This window comes from Rubripirellula amarantea (genome assembly GCF_007859865.1).
GTDB classification, from domain to species: Bacteria; Planctomycetota; Planctomycetia; order Pirellulales; family Pirellulaceae; genus Rubripirellula; species Rubripirellula amarantea.
On record NZ_SJPI01000003.1, the window covers coordinates 873,569 to 897,592 of the forward strand.

Annotated in this window: 21 protein-coding genes, 1 tRNA gene and 1 pseudogene; 7 read left to right on the forward strand and 16 right to left on the reverse strand. The window is 53.8% G+C overall.

Going from position 1 to position 24,024, the window contains the following annotated elements; genetic code table 11:
* Positions 1–9: 9 nt before the first annotated feature.
* Positions 10–1,254 carry an MlaD family protein gene (locus Pla22_RS23370; RefSeq protein ID WP_146517244.1) on the forward strand — a complete coding sequence of 415 codons (1,245 nt, stop codon included), beginning with the start codon at positions 10–12 and terminating at the stop codon, positions 1,252–1,254.
* A gap of 52 nt (positions 1,255–1,306) precedes the next feature.
* On the opposite strand, the gene atpC is transcribed toward Pla22_RS23370, so the two are convergent.
* From atpC to Pla22_RS23420, 10 genes are all read right to left on the reverse strand, one after another.
* On the reverse strand, positions 1,307–1,693 hold the full coding sequence (gene atpC / locus Pla22_RS23375) for an ATP synthase F1 subunit epsilon (protein ID WP_146517245.1): 387 nt from the start codon (positions 1,691–1,693) through the stop codon (positions 1,307–1,309).
* A 2-nt stretch (positions 1,694–1,695) separates the two neighbouring features.
* On the reverse strand, positions 1,696–3,150 hold the full coding sequence (atpD, locus tag Pla22_RS23380) for a F0F1 ATP synthase subunit beta (protein WP_146517246.1): 1,455 nt from the start codon (positions 3,148–3,150) through the stop codon (positions 1,696–1,698).
* 53 nt (positions 3,151–3,203) lie between these two features.
* Positions 3,204–4,088 (reverse strand): ATP synthase F1 subunit gamma, encoded by an 885-nt coding sequence (gene atpG / locus Pla22_RS23385; RefSeq protein WP_146517247.1) that lies wholly within the window; start codon positions 4,086–4,088, stop codon positions 3,204–3,206.
* Between the two features lie 116 nt (positions 4,089–4,204).
* Positions 4,205–5,728: a F0F1 ATP synthase subunit alpha gene (gene atpA, locus Pla22_RS23390; protein ID WP_146517248.1), complete on the reverse strand. Its 1,524-nt coding sequence runs from the start codon at positions 5,726–5,728 to the stop codon at positions 4,205–4,207.
* Positions 5,729–5,752: 24 nt separating this feature from the next.
* The gene (atpH, locus tag Pla22_RS23395; RefSeq protein WP_146517249.1) at positions 5,753–6,382 is read right to left on the reverse strand and encodes an ATP synthase F1 subunit delta; all 630 of its coding nucleotides are present in this window, start codon (positions 6,380–6,382) and stop codon (positions 5,753–5,755) included.
* A gap of 110 nt (positions 6,383–6,492) precedes the next feature.
* Positions 6,493–7,245, reverse strand: a complete 753-nt coding sequence (gene atpF / locus Pla22_RS23400) for a F0F1 ATP synthase subunit B (protein WP_242632288.1) — start codon at positions 7,243–7,245, stop codon at positions 6,493–6,495.
* A gap of 72 nt (positions 7,246–7,317) precedes the next feature.
* Complete coding sequence (gene atpE / locus Pla22_RS23405; protein ID WP_146517250.1) at positions 7,318–7,566, reverse strand: ATP synthase F0 subunit C; 249 nt, start codon at positions 7,564–7,566, stop codon at positions 7,318–7,320.
* A 151-nt stretch (positions 7,567–7,717) separates the two neighbouring features.
* Positions 7,718–8,734, reverse strand: coding sequence for a F0F1 ATP synthase subunit A (gene atpB / locus Pla22_RS23410; RefSeq protein WP_146517251.1), 1,017 nt, complete (start codon positions 8,732–8,734; stop codon positions 7,718–7,720).
* 10 nt (positions 8,735–8,744) lie between these two features.
* Entirely contained in the window at positions 8,745–9,425 is a 681-nt protein-coding gene (locus Pla22_RS23415) for a hypothetical protein (protein WP_146517252.1), read from the reverse strand.
* 66 nt (positions 9,426–9,491) lie between these two features.
* A complete protein-coding gene (locus tag Pla22_RS23420) occupies positions 9,492–9,722 on the reverse strand; it encodes a hypothetical protein (RefSeq protein WP_146517253.1) in 231 nt (76 codons plus the stop codon).
* 1,192 nt (positions 9,723–10,914) lie between these two features.
* Here Pla22_RS23420 and Pla22_RS25920 point away from each other — a divergent pair.
* Positions 10,915–10,992: pseudogene (locus Pla22_RS25920) on the forward strand (hypothetical protein); the annotation flags it as partial.
* 47 nt (positions 10,993–11,039) lie between these two features.
* On the opposite strand, the gene Pla22_RS25925 reads toward Pla22_RS25920, so the two are convergent.
* Positions 11,040–11,324 (reverse strand): hypothetical protein, encoded by a 285-nt coding sequence (locus tag Pla22_RS25925; protein ID WP_315854258.1) that lies wholly within the window; start codon positions 11,322–11,324, stop codon positions 11,040–11,042.
* A gap of 67 nt (positions 11,325–11,391) precedes the next feature.
* Between Pla22_RS25925 and Pla22_RS23425 the strand changes: the two genes are divergently transcribed.
* Complete coding sequence (locus Pla22_RS23425) at positions 11,392–12,345, forward strand: DUF4912 domain-containing protein (RefSeq protein ID WP_315854257.1); 954 nt, start codon at positions 11,392–11,394, stop codon at positions 12,343–12,345.
* A 10-nt stretch (positions 12,346–12,355) separates the two neighbouring features.
* Here the strand turns inward: Pla22_RS23425 and Pla22_RS23430 are convergent, their stop codons facing one another.
* Positions 12,356–13,696: a lipopolysaccharide biosynthesis protein gene (locus Pla22_RS23430; protein WP_146517255.1), complete on the reverse strand. Its 1,341-nt coding sequence runs from the start codon at positions 13,694–13,696 to the stop codon at positions 12,356–12,358.
* A 269-nt stretch (positions 13,697–13,965) separates the two neighbouring features.
* Between Pla22_RS23430 and Pla22_RS23435 the strand changes: the two genes are divergently transcribed.
* From Pla22_RS23435 to Pla22_RS23450, 4 genes are all read left to right on the forward strand, one after another.
* A complete protein-coding gene (locus Pla22_RS23435; RefSeq protein WP_146517256.1) occupies positions 13,966–15,630 on the forward strand; it encodes a GumC family protein in 1,665 nt (554 codons plus the stop codon).
* Entirely contained in the window at positions 15,627–17,039 is a 1,413-nt protein-coding gene (locus tag Pla22_RS23440; protein ID WP_146517257.1) for an O-antigen ligase family protein, read from the forward strand. The genes Pla22_RS23435 and Pla22_RS23440 overlap by 4 nt, the downstream gene beginning before the upstream one ends.
* The gene (locus Pla22_RS23445) at positions 17,036–18,343 is read left to right on the forward strand and encodes a glycosyltransferase (RefSeq protein WP_146517258.1); all 1,308 of its coding nucleotides are present in this window, start codon (positions 17,036–17,038) and stop codon (positions 18,341–18,343) included. The genes Pla22_RS23440 and Pla22_RS23445 overlap by 4 nt, the downstream gene beginning before the upstream one ends.
* 269 nt (positions 18,344–18,612) lie before the next feature.
* Positions 18,613–19,656: a phenylacetate--CoA ligase family protein gene (locus Pla22_RS23450; protein ID WP_146517259.1), complete on the forward strand. Its 1,044-nt coding sequence runs from the start codon at positions 18,613–18,615 to the stop codon at positions 19,654–19,656.
* Between the two features lie 83 nt (positions 19,657–19,739).
* On the opposite strand, the gene tgt is transcribed toward Pla22_RS23450, so the two are convergent.
* From tgt to Pla22_RS23470, 4 genes are all read right to left on the reverse strand, one after another.
* A complete protein-coding gene (tgt, locus tag Pla22_RS23455; RefSeq protein WP_146517260.1) occupies positions 19,740–20,861 on the reverse strand; it encodes a tRNA guanosine(34) transglycosylase Tgt in 1,122 nt (373 codons plus the stop codon).
* 8 nt (positions 20,862–20,869) lie between these two features.
* On the reverse strand, positions 20,870–22,201 hold the full coding sequence (locus Pla22_RS23460) for a tetratricopeptide repeat protein (protein WP_146517261.1): 1,332 nt from the start codon (positions 22,199–22,201) through the stop codon (positions 20,870–20,872).
* Positions 22,202–22,348: 147 nt separating this feature from the next.
* Positions 22,349–22,422: transfer RNA gene (locus Pla22_RS23465), tRNA-Thr, on the reverse strand.
* Between the two features lie 431 nt (positions 22,423–22,853).
* The gene (locus Pla22_RS23470) at positions 22,854–23,576 is read right to left on the reverse strand and encodes a peptidylprolyl isomerase (protein WP_207310461.1); all 723 of its coding nucleotides are present in this window, start codon (positions 23,574–23,576) and stop codon (positions 22,854–22,856) included.
* Between the last annotated feature and the right edge of the window lie 448 nt (positions 23,577–24,024).

A 24,024-nucleotide genomic window follows, 5' to 3' on the forward strand; every position in this document is an offset into this window, starting at 1 on the left:
GGCACACTCATGGACGAGAACAAACTACGATTCGGTGTTGGCGTGCTGGTGATTTCGTCGATCGGAATCGGCATCATCTTGACGTTTCTCTTCGGCGCCTTCCCCAGCGTCCTTAGCAGCGAATACCCACTTTCGGTGGTCTTTCCTTCTGCTGAAGGCATTGGACTAAACACATCGGTGGTGCGGGACGGGGTCCGTATTGGCCGAGTCTCTGATATTGCGTTGCGTCCCGAAGGCGGCGTGCTCGTATCGCTTTCGATGGATAGCGACAAGCCGCTAACGCATCAATACATTCCTCGAATCGGGTCGGCCAATCTTGTTACCGGTGATGCCAAACTAGAATTTGTGCAAGCCAGCGAGCGTGAACTCACGTCGTTGTTTGGTGAAGACAGGCAATTGATCGAGAGTCCGTATTCGCCGGGTGAGTTCTTAAAATCCAGAGCCAAGTCCGAGAGCATTTTCGAAATGCAGGATGATTTGCAAAGCACTTTCGAATCCATTCGAGTCGCCGGCGAATCGATCGCATCGGCTGGCGAAAGCGTTGATCAACTCGCTCGCGAAGTTCGTGAAGTGGTGGGCGGAACGGACGGGCGGATCGACGAGGTCGCAATTGAAGCCAAGAAAGCACTCGAAGAATTCCAAGGGGCGATGCGCGACGTTCGTGCAATCGTGGGCAATCCCAAGCTTCAGCAAAACCTAGAAGCCTCGCTCGAACAGCTCCCCCTACTGCTTCAGAACGCCCAAGAGGCACTCAGCAGAACTGAGAAGACGTTCGATTCTATCGATCGAGCAGGTCAGCAATTTGAACGAGTAGGCGTAGCCGCTGAAGAAACCGTGAAGTCAGCAAGGTCAGCCGTCGAACGTACTGAGCAACGGCTCGGCAACACGGTCAAGAACGCCGAAAAGACGTTTGCAAACCTCGAACAATTTACTCGCCCGTTTGCCAATCGCGGCGACGAATTTGCCAGCCAAGTGCTAACCACATTGGCCAGTTTAGAACGCACACTTACTGAGGTTGAGCAGTTTGGAAAAACGCTGAACAACAGTGATGGTTCGCTTAGACGCTTCCTCGAAGACGATGACATCTACTTCCAAGTACGCCGCTCTGTCGAAAACATCGAAGAGGCGACCGCACGTGTGCGACCCATTTTGGACGACGTTCGAATCTTCACCGATAAGATCGCTCGTGATCCACGCGAACTTGGGATACGCGGGGCACTTTCGAAACGCCCCAGCGGATCAGGCCTCAAATAGTGTCCACATAGGGACCTGATCCATAATCCAGAAAGATAGACTTAACCGCGAACTAGCGAGAAGCTCGTAGTTGGCCGCGTGCCCGAGCGATGGCGATGTTCTTCGCATCCGCTTCTTCGGGTTTGCTTCCGGACATCTCGCGTGCCGTTTCCAAGGCAGCGCGAGCTTCGTCTCCATTGATCAAGTCCGCCGGAATGAGCTTGCCGGTAAGGATGCTGATCTCGTTGTCTTCCACCTGCGCGAAGCCACCGTCGACATAATACTTCTCTGGACCAGCAGCAGTATTTAGCCGTAGCACTCCATAGCCTAGACGACCGATCATCGGCGCTCGACCTTTCAAGACACCTAATTCACCGTCGTTCATCGGCAGCGAAACATAATCCGCCTCGCGATCAAGCTCGGTCCGTTCAGGTGTGACAACAATGCAGCGAATCGCCATGCTTACTTCTTACCCTTTTCTTCCATCTTCTTCGCTTGAGCTTCCGCTTGCTCAATTGAACCGACGTACATGAACGCTTGCTCGGGCAGGTGATCCCACTTACCGTCACAGATTTCTTCAAAGCTACGGATGGTGTCAGCCAGTGGCGTGATTTCGCCTTTCTTGCCCGTGAACACTTCCGCGACGAGGAACGGCTGAGACATGAAGCGTTCGATGCGGCGAGCGCGGTGAACGATCGTCTTGTCAGCTTCGCTAAGTTCGTCGACACCAAGAATCGCGATGATGTCTTGAAGTTCGCGGTAACGTTGCAGCGTTGTTTGAACGCGACGAGCGATGGTGTAGTGGCGATCGCCAACGTACTGCGGATCCAGAATTCGCGAGTTCGATGCCAACGGGTCAATTGCCGGGTAAATACCCTTCTCCGAGATCGAACGCTCAAGGTAAATGAACGCGTCCAACTGGCCGAATGCGGTCGCCGGAGCAGGGTCCGTCGGGTCATCAGCAGGCACATAAACGGCTTGAACCGACGTGATAGCGCCCTTCTTGGTCGAGGTAATTCGTTCTTGCAACGCTCCCATCTCGGTAGCCAAAGTCGGCTGATAACCAACGGCCGACGGCATCCGTCCGAGCAACGCGGAAACTTCCGATCCCGCTTGCGAGAAGCGGAAAATATTGTCCACGAACAACAGCGTGTCCGCTCCCGTGGAATCGCGGAAGTACTCTGCCATCGTCAGTGCCGAAAGGGCAACACGAAGACGCGATCCTGGTGGCTCGTTCATTTGACCGAACACCATGCATGTCTGTTCAATAACCTTGCGGCCAGTATCGCCGATGGCAGTTTCCTGCATTTCAAGCCAAAGGTCAGTTCCTTCGCGAGTTCGCTCACCGACCCCCGCGAACACCGAGTAACCACCGTGAGCCGACGCGATCCGAGCAATCAACTCGGTCAAAATAACCGTCTTCCCAAGACCCGCACCACCGAACAAACCGGCTTTACCACCACGCACAAACGGGGTTAGCAGGTCGACCACCTTGATCCCGGTCTCGAAGACCTCGGTATTTGTCGACAGTTCGCTGACCATCGGAGCTTGGCGGTGGATAGGACGGTACTCATCTGCATTGACTTCACCCCGACCATCGATCGGCTGCCCCAACACGTTGAACACGCGGCCTAAAGTATCTTGCCCCACTGGCACCGACACTGGCTTCCCTGTGTCGACTGCTTCCATGCCTCGCATCATGCCTTCGGTCGAACCCAAAGCGATGGCTCGAACACGTCCGCCACCGAGGTGCTGTTGAATTTCACCAACCAAATCAATCGTCACGCCCTTGTGCTGCGACTTGATGGTCACGGCGTTGTAGATCGGTGGCAGTTGGCCTTCAGGAAACTCAAGGTCAAAGGTTGAACCGATGACTTGCGTGACGCGTCCGACAGAGTTTTCAGTTACGGTGGACATGAGGGGAATAGGTGTTTAGGGGTTAGGTTGAGGTGTTAGATTATTTATTGAAACTATTTTTTGAGAGCTTCAACTCCGCCGATGATCTCCATGATCTCGCCGGTAATTTGACTTTGACGGGCACGGTTGTAAGTCATGGAAAGCTGCTTGATCATGTCGCCCGCACTCTCGGTAGCACCCTTCATGGCGATCATTCGTGCAACTTGTTCGCTGACGGCGGAATCCAGGAAACACTTAAATAGCTTCGCCTTAAAGCTTGTCGGCACCACTTCTTCCAAGATGCTTTCAGCCGATGGCAAGAACTCGTATTCCTTATTGGGGCCTACCGTGACCGGTTGATCATCACCGTCGGCAAGCGATCCAAGCGGTAACAGCGTTTCGATTGTGGGAATCTGTTTGCTGGTGCTGACAAACTTGGTGTAAACAACGTCCAAACGATCAATCTTTCCGGAAATGAAAAGATCCAAGTACATCGAAGCGATCTTCTCGACTTCGGCATAAGCAGGTTGATCTTCAAACTGCATGTACTCTTCTTGAACCTTCAACCCGCGGAACTTCAAACCGTTGATGCCTCGCTTCCCGCTGACATCAATATCAACCTTAGGAATTGAAGCTGACAGCTCTTTCACTAGCGGCATCGTGGCACGAAGGATGCCTGCGTTGTACCCACCGCACAATCCACGATTACTCGAAAGCACCAAAATCCGTGCCGCTTTGGTTTCGTCGCGAGGTTGAAGCAGCGGATGCTGGACCTCGGTTCCGCTCGCGGCCAAGCTTTTCACAATGTGAGAAAGTCGATCCGTGTAAGCGGTTACAGCGGCGGCGCGATCCATGGCTTTCTTGTAGCGCGCCGTAGCGATCAATTCCATCGTCCGCGTGATCTTGCGAATGTTGCGAATGGACTTGCGTCGTTTATCGAGAGCGCGAGCGTTGGCCATGGTCTTCTTCGTGTTCCGAAATCAGGATTGCGGTGCGATCGCGGATTGGAGGGGAATACTGTCAAACAAATCTTGCTCAAGCATCAATCTTCTTGAGCAAGACAAAAACGGATCTACTAAGCGATGTGCTCAACAATCTTGTAGCCACTCTTGAAGTCATTGATCGCAGCTTCGATCTTCTCTACGACTTCGTCAGTCAGGTCCATCTTATCGTCGATGAGACTGACCGTAGCGGAATGCTTATCGTGAACGAACTGCAAGAAGTCTTTTTCCCACTGAGGAACGGACTTCACTGGCACGTCGTCAAGGAAACCTCGTGTACCGGCATAAAGGCTTAGGACTTGGTCGGTCACACTCATCGGTTGATACTGAGGCTGCTTCAACAGCTCAACCATGCGATATCCACGATCGAGTTGCTGCTGGGTAGCATCGTCGAGATCAGTACCCAATTGAGCAAAAGCTTCCAAAGCACGGAAAGCTGCGAGGTCAAGACGCAAGCCGCCCGACACCTTTTTCATCGCTTTCACTTGAGCAGCACCACCCACGCGGGACACCGAGATACCGGCGTTCATAGCGGGACGAATCCCTGCGAAGAACAAGTCGGGTTGCAGGTAGATTTGACCATCAGTGATCGAAATCACGTTGGTGGGGATATAAGCGGAAACTTCGCCTTCAAGCGTCTCGATGATTGGCAAGCTCGTGATCGAACCGCCACCGAGTGCATCCGATAGCTTCGCGGAACGTTCCAACAAACGGCTGTGACAATAGAACACGTCACCAGGGTAAGCTTCACGACCTGGTGGGCGACGCATCAACAAGCTCATCTGACGATAAGCGGTAGCTTGCTTCGACAAATCGTCGTAGACCACCAACGCATGTCCGCCATTGAACATGAAGTGTTCGGCCATCGCGGTACCGGCGTATGGAGCAACATATTGCAATGGAGCAGGGGACGAAGCGCCGGCGACGACGACGGTTGTGTATTCCATCGCACCATTCTTCTCGAGCACGTCTACGATCGAAGCAACCGCAGAGTCCTTTTGACCGATCGCGACATAGAAGCACTTAACGCCCTTGCCCTTCTGGTTCAAAATCGCGTCAATCGCGATCGCAGTCTTACCAGTCTTGCGGTCACCAATGATCAATTCACGTTGGCCGCGTCCGATCGGTGTCATGGCATCAATCGCCTTGACGCCGGTTTGCATCGGCTCGGTAACGGGTTGACGCTCGGCCACGCCCGTCGCGATGACTTCGACCGGACGAGTTAAGTCCGTCTGAACAGGCCCCTTGCCATCGAGAGGGTTGCCAAGTGGGTCGAGAACTCGTCCCATCACGGCATCGCCGCATGGTACTGCGAGAAGAGTCCCGAGAGCCTTGACTTCTTCGCCTTCTTTAATGGTGAGGTAGTTACCAAGAATGATAACCCCGACGGAGTTTTCTTCGAGGTTGAACGCCAGCCCGATCGCTCCGTTCTGGAACTCTACCATCTCACCAGCCATAACGCCGGAGAGACCGTAAACGCGTGCGATACCGTCACCGACTTCGAGGACGGTGCCGACTTCACGAACGTCGATCTTGCTGTCGAATTGTTCGATCTCTTGTTGCAAGACCGATGCGATTTCGTCGCTGCTAAATTTCATGACTGTGTCTGATGCAAAACGATTTTATTGGGATGTGAACTGCTCAAATCGCTCAAGCAACTTGCTGGAGAAACCCGCTCGTGCTCGATGAGCCATTGCGTCAAGTCGGTTGGCGACGCTGCTGTCGAAAACCTTATCTCCAACGCGAATGACCATTCCACCGATCAATGCTGGATCGACGGATTCAATCAAACGCACTTGGCGATTCATGGTAAAAGAAAGACGATCAACAATCTGGGCACGCAGGTTGTCGTCCAATGGCACCGCGGTGCGAACCGAGGCGACCATTCGCCCCATCATATCGTCAAGAATTGAGTCCGCAGCGGTGCGTACCGCAGCGATGAACCCAAGGCGATCGCGAGTAGCCATCACCTTTAAGAACTTGATCAACAACGGATGGAATTCGCCGCCAAGTAATCGATCAATCACGCGAACCTTTTCGTTCTCGGATACGCGAGGTGATCGCAGGGCGGCGGCCAACTTGGGATTGCCGGCGATGTACTCATCGACCAAGCGGCCAAGTTGTTCGACCACGGTGTCGGCAACACCATGGCCTTCATTCTGAGCCGCACCGATCAGAGCCCGTGCATAGGTCTTCCCAAGCTGTTCGGCTCCGGTGTCTAGCACGGTGTCGTGTTTGATAGGTTCAGTCATCAGTGATGATGGCGATGAGGAGGAAATATATAAGAACGTTACAAATCGAAGTGACAGGCAATCGCCCGCCACACATGACCGAGTCCACAAGAGAACTCGGTCGACTAGACCTAGTTGTTGCTAGGCATTCGCTCGATGGAACTGCGAATCAATTCCGAGTGATCTTCGGGGCGGAGTTCACGACCGACAACTTGACCAGCAATGGCCATGGCCATGTCCGAGGTTGAACCGGCCAACTCAGACAACGCAACCTTCTTAGCGGTTTCGATATCAGACAAGGCACGCTGACGCTGAGCGTCGGCTTCGGCCTTTGCTTCTTCGACAATCCGCTTGCCGCTTGCCTCGGCGTCAATTCGTGCACCCGCGAGCATTGTTTGCACTTGGCCGGATGCCTCGTCCAACTTGACTTGGTATTCAGCCAGCAAAGCCCGCGCTTCAGCGTTTGCTTTTTCAGCTGCAATCAAGTCACCGTGAATCTTCTGCTCGCGAGCCTTCAATCCATCGAGAATCACTGGCCAGACAAACTTAGCAAGAATCGCGAACACACCCAGGAAAATTGCCAGGTTGCAAAGCGCCGAACCGAAGTCAAATTGCAAAAGCGGCGGAACGCCTTCCTCGCCATCGTGTCCGGAACCGTGTTCTGCATCGCCATGGGCATCGCCGTCATGACCGGCCGCAAGGCCTGTCAACGAATCAGCGTGATCATGATCTGCATCAGCATGGTCGTCTGCGTGAGCAGCATCGACCACTGCGGCCTCATCAGCCGTCACGACAACATGGGTGCCAGCAACGAAACCCATCATCGCGAGCAAAGCCACGAGATGACGCAATCGGTTCATAGCGGACGAATCAACGAAACTCATCGGAATTCCTTTTAGGACCGAGACGACAAACAGACCGAAATCATGCCGAGCCGCAACGGTTGGCCTGCGGATTTATCGGATCAACAACAAAATCAACGCGATCACGGTCGCACCTTCGATCAGAGCGGCTGAAATCAGCATCTGAGTCGCGATCGTTCCGCCAGCTTCAGGCTGACGTGCGATTGATTCGACAGCAGCACTGCCGATACGACCGATACCAAGACCAGCGCCAAGGATCGCCAGACCCATTCCGATACCAACACCGATGGTGCCGTAGTCCGCTACCGCTTCTTGGGCCAGCAACATTGCCAATTCAAACATCTTTCATCTACTCCTGAGAATTCTTCTCGGTGGTCCCATCCAAGTGCGGATGAGTTAAGGGTCTAAGGGAAATAGGGGAACAGTAAACTCTTGAACTTCTATCGTTGCCAAGGACGCTTTGATCCCAGGCAACATGTTTTATCGAAAAACACTAGCTGGCGGGGTCAGCCATCGGTGTTATCCGCTCAGGCGAAATCAATTTGTCGAGGTCCATCTGACCTTCGTCGCTGAACGGATCTTCTTCTTCGTGATGCTCGTGGTCATGGTGACTGGCCACCAACGAGATGAACAACACGGTCAAAAATGTAAATATGAACGCTTGCAGGAAGCAGATAAACAGCTCCAGCAACGTTAACACGATGCCGCCACCAATGACCGAAAGCTGCACACCGTAAGCTAGCCCATTGGAAACTTCACGGGCCATGTATATCAGCCCGATGAACGCGGCGATGACCAAGTGACCTGCCATCATGGTTCCAAAAAGCCGCATCGCAAGCACGACGCACTTGATACCCAAACCCAACCATTCCAAGAAGTAGAGCAGGATACCGATTGGAAGCATGGCAGGATTATCCCAGCCAATCGGATTGAAGTGCGAGAAGAACGCCTTGGCACCCGTTTCGCGAATGCCGATGAACACGATGGCGATAAAGCTGCCCATCGCCAACACAAGGTTCAACGACAAGTTGCCTGTCGCGGTTCCACCAAGGTGCGTGTGATGCGGGTTCCCGGTGATCATGTAGATGATCGAACCAAAAGGAATTAGCCCGAGCACATTGGCGAACAGGACAAAGAAAAAGATCGTCCAAATGTAATAGATGTACTTGTCGGTCAGCCCGTGCAAGTTTGGCCGTGCCACTTCGTCCCGAATGAATGAACACATCGTTTCGAACAACTGGGAAAAACGACCACGCGTCTGATAGGACGAAAGATCATCGCCCTTGACGCGAACTCGCCGCGAAACGAACCAGAAAACCAAAATCACGGCGATCGCGGAGACCAGCGACATGATCAGGTGATTGGTGACAAAGAAACGATAAACACCGTCATAGATGTTCAGCGCAGGAATATCACCGCCCCCGGTATTTACCGAAAAGACTTCGTCGCCGATCCGATGCGGGACCGCGTGAGTGACCGGGTTTCCGGCCGAGGCGATTATCGAAAGCATCCCAGACAATTTATCTCAACCACTCTACGAAGAAATTTGACGGTGAGCTGACTCGGCTTGCGGGCCCAAAACAGCCTGTCGAAGTGACGGGCAAGTCCGTGTTGGCCAGTGTTCGGCGATCATGACTGTTCACCGCGAAGGTATCAAGCACAGCCGCACCGCGACTGAGGCTGACAACCTCGGTGACCGTCAAGAGCACGTACCAACCAATCACCAGAAAAGCGACTTGATTCACGACTTCGGCAAATTGATAACGGCACACTGCAAACAGTGCAACGGTGCCTAGCGAACGAATTGCCATCGCGGCGGTCCCACCAACCATTGCGACTTGCGACAGCTTGCCCAATGCCTGACGCACATGCCCTACATATTTGGCTTTGGCGGCTTCGTCTTTTTCATCTTTATCTTGGCTAAACGCTGCAGCCACCGAATCGGGAATCACGCGATTAGCAATCGAATTGGCGATCGAATATCCCGGAATCAACGCTGCGATGGATGTCGCGACGCTTAGCAGCGAAATAATCACTACGGCAAGCTGCGACAGTTGCCAATTCAGCAGCGGATACGTCGCCACCAACACCGCGAGCCCGACAGCCGAAACCATCACCACTCGCACTGCAGCTCGCCCGAACAAACGCATTGCCACTACTGGCAAGCGATCGACCGGCGGAAGTGGAGTGACGTTGGACATCAAGAACAGTGACAAAAAGATCGAAGACAAAATTAAAAGCGGCGAACTCGCGGATGCCGTCAACACTCACAAGGCAGTTGCCTTTTGAATGAATCTGAACATCGCGAAGCTAAATCCTACCAGAGCCCCGAACGCAGATCCGTACAAGGTTTGAGCCTCGAGGTAATAGTCGACCAAATAACCAAGCCCTAAACAGGCGATGGTCATTCCAGCTAACTCAACGCCCATCGCAGCGAACTGCATCCATCGCGACCGATCCTCTCTAGATTGGGGTGAATCAGGTTCTTGGTCGGACATCTCAACTCGCTCTTCGGGAAGGGCAACGTCGAACTTGGACGGGCGTAGTTTGATCGGACGATTGCCAACCGCCAGAGGCAGCGACGGATAGCCGCACCTAAAAAGCAATCTTTTTGCCCAGCGATCTCCATTGCAACCGGTGCCGCTTCACCCTCGATGCGTGAATCACCAGTTTGATGACCGGATGCCCATCGACACAACATCGGTGACGCGTGCCGGTGACGCGTGCCGGTGACGCGTGCCGGTGACGAATGCCGGTGACGAATGCCATGCAACGACAAAATCACCGCAGATGCTAAACGTCATCAGCTTCGGGCGAAGCGGGCGTTCGACGACTCCCACCTGCCGCTTCCCACCTGCCGCTTCGCCCAATCGCCTTCCCTGAATCACCCACCTATGGATTCACCTTGGCCGCCGAGGTGCCATCTAGATGTCATCGTGCCATGGTGCCTTGATGCCATCGGACCGAAGGTTCATTGCCCAGAAAATCATTGGCAGAAAATCATTGGCAGAAAATCATTGGCAGAAGATCATTGCGCTGAGATTCATTTAGCAGGGGGTCCATCGGGCAGAAATGCATTGGATCGAGATGTTTGGGATCGAGGTGTCATCGGGGCCTCATCACGGGTCGCGTTCACGTCAGTCACGTGCCCTGGCCCCCTCTGCTGTTTGGCAAATCCTGCTTGGCAAATCACAGTGTCCTGCTGATATGGCAGGATATCAGTTGCGTAATTGCGAAGCCGGTCCAAACCTGAATCCATGTCAGCAACGCCCAAAAGATGTAGCAATGCGGCCGAGAGTACCGTCTGATCTGGGTTGTTTTCCGGCGAATGTGACCAAAACCACAAAAGGGCAACTAGAACAAACCGGCCCCCCTTGGCATAATGTTTCAGGTGACGATTATGCCATTACCGATCACCTGCACGCTGAACACAATTCCACCTCAAGTCGCCTTGGCTAGCTGGTTTGCATTGTGCAAATGCTCGACGTGCGGGAGTCCGCAATGCTATTGCATCGCTCCCTAAAGTCATCGAGATGACTGGGGGGTGTGGATTTCATCGCCTGCCATGGATGCCATTTTGACGGGGTCTTGAGGTCGAACCAGGAAGGTTTGCATCTCAAATTATTAGTTGTTTCAAAACGCTCAGCGAACCAATCGCCTGATGCGACAAATCCTGGGAGGTGCCTGCAAGTGATTACTACTGCCGATCTAAAAGCCCAAACTCGACGAGAATTAGCCGACTTGGCCAAAAACTACGGAGTTGTTGGCTGGCATGGACTCAAAAAGGATGAGCTAATCGACGAAATCAAAAAGGTTCAGCGAAAAGCGAGACGCAAGTCCAGCAGCACGACCAAAACCGCTGCATCCAAGACTTCGACGACCAGGGCTACGGCATCCAAAACCACTTCCAAGGCCGTATCTTCTAAATCGGTGACAACCAAAGCCGCGTCGTCACCGACCGCCAAATCGGCACCCTCAAAATCAAAGCAAGTCAAATCCGCTGAACTTCGACAGTCCAGCCGCAACGGGAGCTCCGCTTCCTCCGCCAAATCGACGGCGGCGGCAAGCTTGAAAGCCCGAACGTCGGATGACGACGACATCAAGCCAGCACGCAAGCCCATCAAAACGGCTGCTCAAAAGGCTGACCAAAAACGCCTGAACAAACCGATGCCAAAGCTGCCCGAGCCACGGATCGACCCCAAGACCGCTCGCATCCGAGCACAGATCCGTCGCCGCCGCGAAACCATGCAAAAGAACCGCGACCTTTCGACGGGAACTCTCGTCGCAGGCGCGGCTGTCGAAAATGGGGCCAATCGTGTCAAAGGCAACCAACCTCACCAAGATCGAATTGTGCTATTGGTTCGCGATGCGTTCTGGTTGCAAGCGACTTGGGAAATCACGCGTGCTTCGGTTCAACGAGCCCAGTCGTCGTTGGCCGAACGTTGGCACACTGCGATTCCCACACTGCGAGTCCTAAGTGTGGGCGAAGTAGACAGCAACGCGGCCGAAAGCATCGCCCGAGACATTCCCATTCATGGTGGCGTCAACAATTGGTACATCGACGTTGACGAGCCACCATCGCGTTTCCGCGTCCTGGTTGGATACGCTGTGCCAAACGGTGAGTTCTACACACTGTGCCGCAGCAACGTCGTTGAAACACCCCGACCAGGTGAATGCGAACGACTCGACGAACATTGGCATGACATCGCCGAAGATTACGAGCGTATCTACTCACTTAGTGGTGGTTACGACACGGACTGTGGCGATCTAAAGGAAGTATTCGAGGAACGACTTCGCCGAAGCATGCCACTACGTGGCGAACAAGGCCAAACGGTCACCGAACCTTCACTGCTTCGTCAAGTTAGCCTGCCGTTCGAAGTTGACGCTGAACTCATCGTGTTCGGAAAAACGGTTCCTTCGGCATCGGTGCAAATCGGCGGTAATCCCGTCAAACTTCAAGCCGATGGCTCATTCACCGTTCGTATGGAGTTGGCCGACAAACGGCAAGTACTTCCGGTTACGGCGGAAAGCCGTGATGGCCTGCGTCAACGCACCACCGTGATTGCCGTCGAGCGGAACACGAAGGTCATGGAAGCTGTTGAACTAGAAGACCGGCTCTAACGACGAGTCTCTATCGTTCTTGGGAAGCTGCAGTAGCCCGGTAAGCCCAGACCTTGGCGGCGAGTCCGCCAATCTGGGCAGTAAGCAACCCAATGGCCGCGCCAATCAGGCCATACATCGATCCCAGTGCCAACGAGCAACCGACGATCCCGGCCAACACCCCCGCTTGAATTAAAAAGATGTGGTGGGGACGCTCGAGAATCACGATTGCTTTAGTGATTGCCATCGAGATAACGGAAACGCAAACGACGCCCGCGAGAACAATCAACAAACTGGTGGGGCGCGGGTATTGATCTCCGTAGGCAAACTGAAATAGCTCAGGCCCGACGATCGCGATGGCTATCAGATAGACGATCGAGGCGCCCAGTGCCGCCATCGTTAAATGTCGCGTCGTTTTGCGAAGTTGAACGCTTCCATGATCGGCAAACGCGCGAGCAAGTGATGGCCCCATGGCATTGCCCGCACCTTGCGCAAACGGGCTCGCCAATTGGACTATCGACCAAGTCGCTGCATAGAAACCGGCCGCTTCGAATCCGCTTGAGATCGCAAGGATCCACGAAAGGACGTAACCCTGAAGCACTTGGCAGGTTTGCCCCAGTGCTTCCCAGCGACCAAACCGCCAAGTGGTCGACCACCGCCGAATCGTTTCGGAAACGTCAATCCCGTTGTTCAGTGGTATTCGGATCCACCACCCCGCGCTGGCTATCCACCCCGCAGTGCCGACTGCAACGAGCGCCAGTGCTGGAGTGAGCCGCTCGAAGTACCAAAGCCCGGCAATGCCCCCGATGGTGAGCAACGACGAGACGACGTCTCCTCCCATGGCCGAGGCAAAGCGAAGCTCAGCGAAACAAGCTTGGCGCGCGATCTCTCTGGCCATCATGCCCGTGACGATACAGGTCACCGCCATCAACATCTTTCCCGAGATGCTGACATCGAAAAGCTCAACGGCTACTGACGCGAGCATTCCCAAGACAACAGTAAGTGCGATCACACTTCCCGCTTGCAACCACATGGCCGAACGCATGACGCAGCGGTCCGCCTCGGGTGCTCGAAAGATAAACACGCCAAACGGAGCCACGATCAACGCACGCACAAGACAACTAAACGTTACCGCGATCGAAAAACCGACGACGTATTGCCCGAGTGATTCTGCCCCTGCGAATCGACCGATCACGACCGTGGCCAACAAACTGGAAAGACTGATAACTGCCTGATCGGCGATCGCCCATACCCCCCGACTCACTCCACCGCGGACCTGAAGTGTTTTTCGAGAGAGTGAACCACGTTCTTTGACGCTAACGGAAGAATGCGCCTCCAAGGGTTCGCTTGACGATGAAGGAGCATCGTTCATCGTCGGGTTGCTAACTATGAAGAAGGATTCGGAAAACGTTCAACGGAACACCCCAAGTGCTCACGAACAGCAATAACTTATGAAATTCATCGCCCGCCATTACTGCAAAAAATTACCAAAAACGCATTCGGGTTTCGATCTGTCCGATGGTTCAGTGACTAGCCTAGACCCGTGGTCGTCCAGGGTACTTGCTTAATCGATTGAGTCGAGCTTGTTCCCCGAAAGTCGAATTGCTGTTTCAGAAAAATGCTTCCCTTACTGCCTCGATTATGACGCGCTCGCCTTCTCCTGATACCACTGGCGAACTTCCTGAACCGCCGCCCGGCCTACTGGTACGATTCGACGCAAGCGTCTGGACTCGACTGCTTCGTGCCACTTGGCTCCCCACGTTGCTGGCCGCCGGAACGATCGCGTTGCTGACGATCGTAGTCTTACTTACTTACCCACGAGTCTATCGTTCGCACGCCAAACTGTTACTGCAACTCGGTCGCGAGAGCGTGACCTTGGACCCAACCGCCGCGGCAACCGGACAAATGATGCCGCTGCATCAAACTCGAGACCATGAGATTGAAACCGCACTCAACGTGATGCAAAGCCGGTCGCTGCTTGCTGCGGTCGTCGATGAAGTCGGCGAGTCTGCGATCTTGAAAGGACTTCCGCACTCAGCAGACGGTAACGAAAGCACAGGTGGCGTATTGTCATCGCTGAAGTCGGTCGTCAAGGCACCCTTAACATGGGTCGATCCTGTGCCGTCGGACCAACGAGCCATTCGGCAGTTAGGTAAGTCGCTACAAATATCTGCTGGACGAGATTCAAGTGTCGTTGACATTGAATATCGCACCAAGTCACCGGAACTAGCGCAGTCGGTTGTCGATTGTTGGGTCGAAAACTACATCTCGCACCACAACGACTTTCACCGCAGCAAAGGGACCTACGCTTTCTTTAAGGCGGAACTCAGCAAACTTCATCAACAACTAAGCGTAGCCCAAGCGAAGCTGCGTGAGGAAAAGAACCGAGTCGGTTTGCTTTCTCTCGAAGGTGAACGACTGCTTTTAGAAGGTGAGATGGCAGCAGTTCGCAATCAACTCCATGAGGTCGAAGGAGCGTTGGCCGCCAGCGAGTCGCGTCGAAAGAAATTGAGTCAAGAGCTCACTCGACTTAGTCGCAACGCGGTCGTTGAAGAAACTTCGAGCACAAGTGATTCGCTCGAAACGATGCGTTCCAAATTATTCGAGCTCGAAGTGATCGAACAAGAACTCGCCAGCCGTTACACGCAAGATCACCCGCGTTTGGTTAGCACGCGACGCCAGCTCGACGAAACTCGCCAACTGCTCAACGGGCAAAGTAATCGACGCGACGAAGTCACCACCGGGCTCAATCCCACTTATCAACGCATCGAAACTGAGCTAGCTCTTGAGAATGCTTCCAGTGATGCATTGTCAAAGAAACACGAGGTCGTACAGGAACAACTCAAGTCGCTGGCCGACGACGTGCAATTGCTCAACTCGCAATCTGAAACGATCGCAAACCTTGAGCGTGATTTGAAGATCCTCGATGCGCAATATCTGCTGCAGAGCGAACGCTTGGAACAGTCTCGCCTCGAGCAAGTCCTTCAGGAACAACGAATCACAAGTGTGCGAGTCATCCAACCGGCAAGCTTGGAAAACCGCCCTGTTTCCCCCAACAAACTGCTTTGCGTATTTGCGGGCGGACTTGCAACCTTGGGTGCCCTGGTCGGAATTCCCCTATTGTTGGGCCCGGGACGTGTAGCGAAAAAGGATCTCGAGCCCAAGGACAAGGACGACTTCTATCGTCCAAGCGATTGGGACTCGGGCGATACCGATGAACGATCCGATCGCGATCACGTCGACTCGCCTAACGCACTGGGATCGCGACGTGACGTGGCCGCCTCGTCCGGAGGATCGGTTCGATGACCGAAGCGGTTACGCATCAACCGCATCACAGCCATTGGCATCACCCTTTGCTAAGCCGCGTCAGTGCTCGCGAGCCATTGATGTGGATTGCGCTGGCGATATTCGCCTCGGGCTGGATTACCTTCTCGCTGCCCAATCGCGCGATGCCAGGAACCGGCGGCGGCGGGTTGGACGCGATCGCACTGATGAAGCTTGCGACTCGCGGGGCTATATGGATCATCGCTGGATGGCTGATGACTCGGGTCATCTATCATCGCGATTCGCTAAGTCAACTTTTCGAAGTGCGGTTAATGAAGACTTTGCGTTTGCTGACGCCCTGGATCGCTTTCTTCGGCTGGGCAGTTTGTTCGTTCCTTTGGTCGCCACTGAAATCGGTGTCTATCGGCCAAGCAATCGGTCTAGGATCCATGCTGCTGCTAACCACTGCCGTGGCAGTATTCGCGACCACACGCGAAATGCGAGAACAGATTCTCGTTTGCCTGAATGTGATGTTTGTGGGCTACACCGGATTCGTTCTCGTTTGCCACCTCATTGCCCCCGATAGCTCAGGCTTGCTGCGCGACTACAGCAACGTCGGCGCAATCGGAATCGTGCACCCTACTGCTGCCGGAGCCAATGCATCACTAGGACTCATGTTCGCCGTGTGGAACTGGCTTAGGTTACCTCGTTCACGCTCACGTACATTCTGCAGCGTAGCCATCGTGATGCACGTGTCTCTGCTGTTGCTAGCGCAAAGCCGAACATCGCTCGCGATGGGACTGATAACCGTAGCCATTGCTTTGGCTTGGGGCTTATCGCTTCAAGCAAAGGGGAAGTGGGTTATCGCTATCGCCACCGGAATGCTTGCGATGGTGCTGGTGGATCCCGGCTTTGTTCTTTTTGGAGACGCGATAGATAAGGCGATCGAGTTTGTATCCCGAGGGCAGTCTAGCGAAGACCTGAAAGAGGTTTCCGGGCGCGCCGAGATGTGGTCGGCGATATGGCACGAATTCCAATCCTCCATTTGGATTGGGCACGGCTACTTCGTGACCAGTGCTGCTGGAAAACTAGACGTTTGGCATTCGGAAACGAACTACACCGCTCACAACATTTACTTACAGCTACTCGTTTCGACCGGGATTGTGGGAACGGCCATATTTGCTTGGGGTGCTATTCGATTACTTCGCGAACTGCTTTGGCCGCCCACCCAAGTACAACGGCAACCCCACGCGTCCATCGCCCGCGAGCTTGGCTGGCTTCGCTATCTAATGGTGCTAGCGGCGTTCTGGTATGCCGGTTGGACGATCACATGCATTTCGTTCCTGGGCCCCGTCAGCACCGACTCTGTGTTTTTCTTTAGCCTGGTGGGACTCTGTATCGCCACTCATCTGAGCTGCGAGAGCACCGAGGCAGGAGCACTCGCAATATGAAGATCCTATTCCTGCACAACTATTATCAGTTCCTTGGTGGTGAAGACCTTTCGTTCAATTCAGAGGTTCGCCAGCTTCGCGGGCATGGCCACGAAGTCGTGACGTTAACTCGCGATAACCGCGACATGAACCCGCCAGCTTTGCATCAGATCGGGCTGGGAAAAGCGGGAATGGCGGCCCGGACTCTTTGGAGTCACTCTGCGAGTCGTGAAATTGATCGGGCAATTAAATTGCATCGTCCCGACATCATGCACTGCAACAACTTGTTTCCCCAGCTATCGGCGTCGGTCTATCGACCGGCTCGATTGGCAGGTGTTCCGGTCGTCCAAGCGCTTCGCAACTATCGCTACTTCTGCGCTAACTCGTTCTTGTTCCGGGATGGAAAAGTTTGTGAAGATTGTCTTTCCAAGTCGTTCCCAACATCGGGAATCCGACATGCCTGTTATCGCGATGACCGCTTGGCTACCTCAACGGTGGTGGCGATGCAGTGGACTCACCGAACGATAGGAACATGGCGACGAGCCGTTGACGCTTACTTCACGCCATCGGAATTTGCGCGCAGTGTTTATGTTCGTGGCGGCTTTGATCCGAACCAAGTGCACGTCAAACCCAACTTCATTGATCCGGATCCCGGTCCAGGCCCTGGCCAGAGCGGCGACGCGATTTTCGTCGGACGCTTGAGTCAAGAGAAAGGACTCGACGTGATCTTGCGGGCTTGGAAACGTTTGCCAGATCCACCCACCATCCAAATCGTCGGCGATGGCCCGTTGCGTGAACAAGTCATCACGATGGCGAATGAGAATCCACGAATCAATTACGTTGGCCATCTTTCGCACGCTGACTTGCTGCAGCGAATTGGCGACGCGAAATTCCTAGTCATGCCTTCGGTGTGGTACGAAACCTTTGGACGAACCATCGCAGAGTCCTTTTCGCGAGGCACCCCCGTGCTAGCCTCACGTCTAGGTGCGATGGAAGAATTGGTCGACGATGGTGTCAACGGATTCCTGTTTACCGCGGGCGTTGATGACGACTTGGCGAAACAAGTGCTCAAAATTCAAGCACTCAGTCGCAAAGATGAGATGGAAATGCGTCAATCCGCTCGTGATCGTTATTTGCAGCATTATACTGAACCAGCGACCTATACCAAATTGATGGAAATCTACGACGCCGCTGAAACTCGATCACGCAAACGTCGCGGCAGAACCACAGTGGGTGATCATCGCTGGCTTGCCAACGAGGTCGTTAAGCCGGCACCGGCAATAGTAAATGATCTGACCCAATCGTCCCACGGGCAGTCTCAATGAATACATTGCACTGGCTACCCCGCTTTCGAGCAGCTAGACGCTCGCTCGACACGCTTGCAAGTCGCGAAAGTTGGTCGCGATCTGACATTGAATCGTTTCAACTGGAACGATTAAATCACGTTTGGAACTCGGCGCGCGTATCGGTTCCATATTGCCAAAGGCTCTTTAGATCTGGCGAGGTACCGGCACGCTTCGAAAGCCTTGACGAATTTCGTGCGACCGTACCTCTGCTGCCGAAATCTGCCGTTCGAGGATGCCCGGCTGATTTCATGTCGCGAAATCCAGCCCCCGGCCGATGGCACCGAACCGGCGGTTCCACCGGAGACCCGACCCGTGTGTATTGGTCGCACGAGGCTCATCGAGAAATGTTGCGCGCCAAATACCGAATGGAACAATCCTTCGATGTTGATTTTTTGGACCGGAAAGCGTTTCTTTGGGGGCACCACGGCAGCTTCGCCCCCGGTTGGTCAGGACGAATGCAGCGATGGAGCCAATCCGCGTCCGATAAGTTTCGGTCCCGCTTACGACTAAGCGCGTACCGCCTTGGCAACGATGAATTGGACGAGCACTTGGCGCGAATGCAATCGTTTCAACCCATCAGCCTATATGGATACAGCTCAGCGATTTACACGCTGGCCCGACACGCCGCGATGCGGCAAGTAAAAGTCGACTCGTTACGATTGTGCGTTCTAACGGCTGAACCGGCGCCTGAGTTCTTCCTGGACACTGCCAGTGCTGCTTTGGGTTGCCAGGCAACGATCGAGTACGGATCGGTGGAGTGCGGGTTGATCGCGAGCGGCTACCCCGATGCAACTTTGCGTATACGTGAAGACATGGTCTTGGTGGAAACCATTGCTCAACCTTCAGGCCTCCATGCGATTGTTGTTACGGTCCTTAACAACCCGTCTTTTCCATTGCTGCGTTACCAAATCGATGACATGGCGTGCAGTCCGATCGTCGCACCGGAGTCGGGATTCACACCGATTTCTTGCGTACAGGGCCGTGATAACGATGGCTTGATTAGCCGCACGGGAAAGCACATTCATTCAATGGCAATCAAACACGTTCTTGAAGCCGATCACCGCATTCGTCGCTTTCAGGTCATTCAACAAGAATCAGGTGATCTAGACGTTCAGATCGAACCGTTCGACCTAAATGAAAAGATCAATACGGATCGAATCGAGCAACTTCTATCTCAGCTTGTTGACGGATTTGCGGTTCGCACAACGCTAACGAAACAACTGGCCGGCAACCTGGCCGGGAAGCATCGATGGATTGTTTCCAAACGACTTTCGCGTCCCGCCCTTGCCTAGCAAACGGCTTTGCGAAACGCCAGCGATGCCAAGGGCAATCGTCGCAAACAACAACTTAACGATACGGGCACGAAGTCAACCGCTTATGCCGACGCTACTTCGCCCCAACCACGTTTCTTTTCGGCAAGATAAGCGTCAAATTCACCTCGCTCGATTGCCGCACGAGCGCCCTGCATGATTGTTTGGTAATAAGTCAAGTTGTGAATCGAAAGCAGAATAGGGCCAAGCATTTCCTTCGCGTTGAACAAATGCCGTAGATAGCCTCGGGAATGTTTGCATGCCAAACATGGGCACGTTTCGTCAATCGGACGATTGTCTTCGCGGTGGATAGCGTTCTTAAATTTGAGCGAGCCACCGTCCGTGAATGCCAGTCCGTTACGTCCATTACGAGTGGGCATCACACAATCGAACAAGTCGATGCCACGAGCGACGCTTTCGAGCAAATCGATTGGCCGCCCCACGCCCATCAAGTAGCGAGGCTTGTCCTCAGGCAGTTCGGGGCAGGTGGCCGCCGTGATCCGGTACATTTCCGACGGTGCTTCACCAACACTCAATCCGCCGACCGCATAGCCTTGAAAATCCATCGACGCGAGTTCGCGTGCGCACTGAGTTCGCAATTCCACATCGAGCCCGCCCTGCACGATCGCAAACTTGGCTTGGTCTTCGCGAGTGGCAGCGTTAAGGCAACGACCAGCCCATCGAATGGACCGCTCCATTGCATCTTGAACCAAGTCTCGCTCCGCCGGCAGTGCGACCACATGATCGAGGACCATGGCGACATCGCTGCCCAACGACTCTTGGATCTCAATCGAATGCTCGGGTGTCAACCGAATCACTGCTCCATCGAGATGACTTCGAAACGTCGCCGCCTCTTCGCTGATGTCATTGATCGCATCGAGGCTGAAAATCTGGAACCCGCCACTGTCAGTTAGGATCGGTCCATCCCAACCGGTCATGCCATGCAGACCACCCAGTTTTCGAACGGTTTCGTGGCCAGGCCGAAGCGCTAAGTGATAGGTGTTCCCCAAAATCATATGGGCACCGGTGGCTCGAACCTGATCGATGGTCAAACCCTTCACCGTGGCCTGGGTGCCGACGGGCATGAAGCCTGGCGTCTGCACGGGACCGTGAGGCGTAACAAAAACACCGCGACGCGCCGAAGTGGTCGCGTCGCGGTGACTGAGTTCAAATTTGAAGGAGCTCACAGCGGTGATCAATCACCACGCATCTTGAGACCAAGATCCGTGAGCTTTTCGCGAACCTCGTTGAGGCTTGTCACTCCGAAGTTCTTGCATTCAAGCATATCGTCACCCGTCTTGCGGATCAGTTCGCCGATCGTGTTGAGTTGCAAGCGATTCATACACTTGCGAGCACGGACGGAAAGGTTCAGATCGGAAATCGGTCGATCGAGCAACGCTTGCTCGTCGGGCGACATGTGCGAGGTGTCGATCGGTGGATCGCTGCTCTTCTTTTCGTGAGCAAATTGCCCCAGCGAGAGTCCCTTGCTGGTTAGCATTTCTCGAATTTCCACGAGGCTGGTTTCGCCGAAATTCTTGCTGCTTAATAGTTCAGCTTCGCTCGTACGAGTCAGGTCACCGATCGTTTCGATGCCCATCTTCTGAAGGCAATTGCGACTGCGAACACTGAGCTCAAAGTTGGTGACCTGCATATTGAGGATTTGAGCCAGACGATCGTTACGACGCTGAGCTTCCTCGTCATAAAGCATGTTGCCAGTCGCGGCAGCATCCTTCATGTAAAGCTGGGCCTGAGGATGGTCAGGATAGCAATCAAGGATTCGCTTGTAGCAGATCTGGGCCTTATCGAATTGGTTATTGTCTTCGTAAACCAAACCCAAATTGATCAATGCACCGATGCCGGTGGGAAACGTCTTGGCAGCTCGTTCGTAAAGCGCCAATGATTCTTCATCGTTGCCCATACGGTCGTTTTCAAGAGCCAAGCCGAACAAAGCACCTGCGTGATGTTCGTCCGTTTGAACGGCCCGTTGATACAACTTCAACGCTTCGTCCATACGTCCACCGACGGCAGCAACGGTTGCCGCGCGTTGGTACATGTAGTCAGCAGTTTGCTCAGCGGGGCCAAAGATGTTGTCTAAGATTGCCAGGGCTTCTTCGATGCGACCGGCATAGCGATGAGCTTCGGCAATTCCAATCTTGCATTGGTCTTCGTTGTAGCCCGAAGTTTGGGCTTGTTCGTAGACCTTAATGGCATCTTCGTAGCGACCAAGTTCGAAATTGCAACGAGCTTGATAGAACAGAGCCATGGCACTGCCATCGGCGGCCTGAAGCGTTTCGTGCGAGTCCTTGAATCGTCCCAGCAAAAACTGGCACACACCCATCTTCGTCTTGCCAGCGGGACTTAGTGATTCGTCCTCTTCCATTTCGCCAACGGCGTCACGAAGCTCACCAAAGTGACCGTAGTTTTCCGAAATCGCACCGCGGATTTCACCCACGTCTGCGGGACCGAACGAGTTGTTGGAAAGGATCATTTCCTTCAAGTCGAGAACGTCGAGTTCGACTTCACTCATCGACAAAGAACTCCCGCCTGAGCTTACCGCCCAAGCAATGTGGTTTAACAAAAGGATGCAAAGTTTTGATTCAGTAGCGTCACCGAAAAACGTCGGCGGGACGCACTGGTTCGCCCTATCCAAGGACAGGTCGCGGTCAAAAGTAAAAGCCAGCGGCCGGATTTGAACCGGCAACCCTCGCATTACGAATGCGATGCTCTGCCAATTGAAGCTACGCTGGCGTTCGAGGCGTACGCCGGCATCGCCGCCGTGCCCCATCTTTTGGTCTCATGGCCGCGAACGGCCCCCTCTTCAGTGGTAAAACTGAAACGAAAGGGAAATGTACATTTCGCGAGCCTTAGAAAATACGTAAGAAAGGCGTTTTTCGTCAAGAGGCACGGTATTTGATGTGGTGGGTGCCATGCTGGCTTGCGCAATCCCGTTGATGGCCTAATTGCGGTTTTTGGGGGCTCGCGTCATGCATAGGTTCATAGCTTGGACGGGTGGCCGGACGCTTCGAAAATCGCGAGATTGGAAATAATAAGCAACGAACTCGTTCGTGGTTGTGGCGTCTCTTGGGGCTCATCGCCATTTCGGCCAGGCACCGGGATCGCTTGTGTGTTGTTTTTGTGACCATGTCAGTTTGGTAGCAGGCGACTTTCGCTGTGGTCTCTTAGGGTTCTTCCGTCGTTTGGCTGGGCTCATTGGTTGCCGTGCTGGGCTCGCTGGTTGCAGGACTGGGCTGGTTGGTTGCCGTGCTGGGCTCTTTCGTTGCGGGGGAGGGATCGTTGAGTACGTCGCTGGAATCTATTGCTTCCGGGCTAGGCTCGACCACTGTGACACGATGGATGACGATCGGCTCGATTGGAACATTCCCCAAAGCGATCGCTGGAAAGTGCGGATCCACAACACTGCGAGTGGCAACGGACTCAATCAAATCCACCACTTCTTTCCCGGCAATCACTTCGCCAAAGACGGTGTAGCCAACCCCATCGGGGCATTGGTCACGGTCCAAACTGTGGTTATCGCCAGCGGTATTGATGAAAAACTGGCTCGTCGCGCTATCAGGATCGGTTTTGCGAGCCATTGCGATCGAATACTCATCATTCTTCAGTCCGTTGTCCGATTCGTTGGCAATGGCGGCTTGGGTGTCCTTGAGGCGAAGATCGGTTCCACGTCCGCCCCCTTGAATAACAAAATCTTTGATCACGCGATGAAAGACAGTGCCCTCGTAGAAGCCGCTTTCCACGTAGGCCATGAAGTTCTTAACAGTTTGAGGGGCCCGATCAGAGTCAAGCTGAACCCGGATCTTGCCAAGCGACGTGTCCAGTTCAACCTGCACCAGAGGGTTTTCGGATGGTTCATCCGCACCCGCAACAACGGCTGCGACAAACATCAGTAGGCACGAGCCAAATGATCGAACAAACCATCGAGACTTACGTGATTGTGGAAGGGGATCTAACACCATAAAAGCTCACGCTCGTAGCGGAATCAGTCGCGAAAGTGCAGACTGGGGGACACTGAAAGCGAACAAGGAGCAACTCACTCGCGAAGTCGTCAAGCCTGGGCGTCGATCATGCCAAGATTACCCTGCCTTTCCCACGTTTAGTCAGTAGCAAACGAGGACTATTAGGAATCTAGCTAAGAGCTATCGACACTAAAGGATTGCTTCAACGTTTCAGATTAGTTGACGTTCGTACGTTCGTTGATTCAAAAGGCCTACCGAAACAGATCGTTTCAAAGTGCCGTCCGCACGGTTGACCGCACCGTCAAAATTAGCACGAACGAATTATCTGATATCTACATTCTCGTTCTTCTCTGCCATCATCACTCATCGACGAACC

Coding starts and splice junctions, on each gene's coding strand:
- Pla22_RS23370 (WP_146517244.1), top strand. CDS start 10: ATGGACGAGAACAAACTACGATTCGGTGTTGGCGTGCTGGTGATTTCG.
- atpC (WP_146517245.1), bottom strand. CDS start 1,693: ATGGCGATTCGCTGCATTGTTGTCACACCTGAACGGACCGAGCTTGAT.
- atpD (WP_146517246.1), bottom strand. CDS start 3,150: ATGTCCACCGTAACTGAAAACTCTGTCGGACGCGTCACGCAAGTCATC.
- atpG (WP_146517247.1), bottom strand. CDS start 4,088: ATGGCCAACGCTCGCGCTCTCGATAAACGACGCAAGTCCATTCGCAAC.
- atpA (WP_146517248.1), bottom strand. CDS start 5,728: ATGAAATTTAGCAGCGACGAAATCGCATCGGTCTTGCAACAAGAGATC.
- atpH (WP_146517249.1), bottom strand. CDS start 6,382: ATGACTGAACCTATCAAACACGACACCGTGCTAGACACCGGAGCCGAA.
- atpF (WP_242632288.1), bottom strand. CDS start 7,245: ATGAGTTTCGTTGATTCGTCCGCTATGAACCGATTGCGTCATCTCGTG.
- atpE (WP_146517250.1), bottom strand. CDS start 7,566: ATGTTTGAATTGGCAATGTTGCTGGCCCAAGAAGCGGTAGCGGACTAC.
- atpB (WP_146517251.1), bottom strand. CDS start 8,734: ATGCTTTCGATAATCGCCTCGGCCGGAAACCCGGTCACTCACGCGGTC.
- Pla22_RS23415 (WP_146517252.1), bottom strand. CDS start 9,425: ATGTCCAACGTCACTCCACTTCCGCCGGTCGATCGCTTGCCAGTAGTG.
- Pla22_RS23420 (WP_146517253.1), bottom strand. CDS start 9,722: ATGTCCGACCAAGAACCTGATTCACCCCAATCTAGAGAGGATCGGTCG.
- Pla22_RS25925 (WP_315854258.1), bottom strand. CDS start 11,324: ATGTCGTCGTCATCCGACGTTCGGGCTTTCAAGCTTGCCGCCGCCGTC.
- Pla22_RS23425 (WP_315854257.1), top strand. CDS start 11,392: ATGCCAAAGCTGCCCGAGCCACGGATCGACCCCAAGACCGCTCGCATC.
- Pla22_RS23430 (WP_146517255.1), bottom strand. CDS start 13,696: ATGAACGATGCTCCTTCATCGTCAAGCGAACCCTTGGAGGCGCATTCT.
- Pla22_RS23435 (WP_146517256.1), top strand. CDS start 13,966: ATGACGCGCTCGCCTTCTCCTGATACCACTGGCGAACTTCCTGAACCG.
- Pla22_RS23440 (WP_146517257.1), top strand. CDS start 15,627: ATGACCGAAGCGGTTACGCATCAACCGCATCACAGCCATTGGCATCAC.
- Pla22_RS23445 (WP_146517258.1), top strand. CDS start 17,036: ATGAAGATCCTATTCCTGCACAACTATTATCAGTTCCTTGGTGGTGAA.
- Pla22_RS23450 (WP_146517259.1), top strand. CDS start 18,613: ATGTCGCGAAATCCAGCCCCCGGCCGATGGCACCGAACCGGCGGTTCC.
- Pla22_RS23460 (WP_146517261.1), bottom strand. CDS start 22,201: ATGAGTGAAGTCGAACTCGACGTTCTCGACTTGAAGGAAATGATCCTT.
- Pla22_RS23470 (WP_207310461.1), bottom strand. CDS start 23,576: ATGTTTGTCGCAGCCGTTGTTGCGGGTGCGGATGAACCATCCGAAAAC.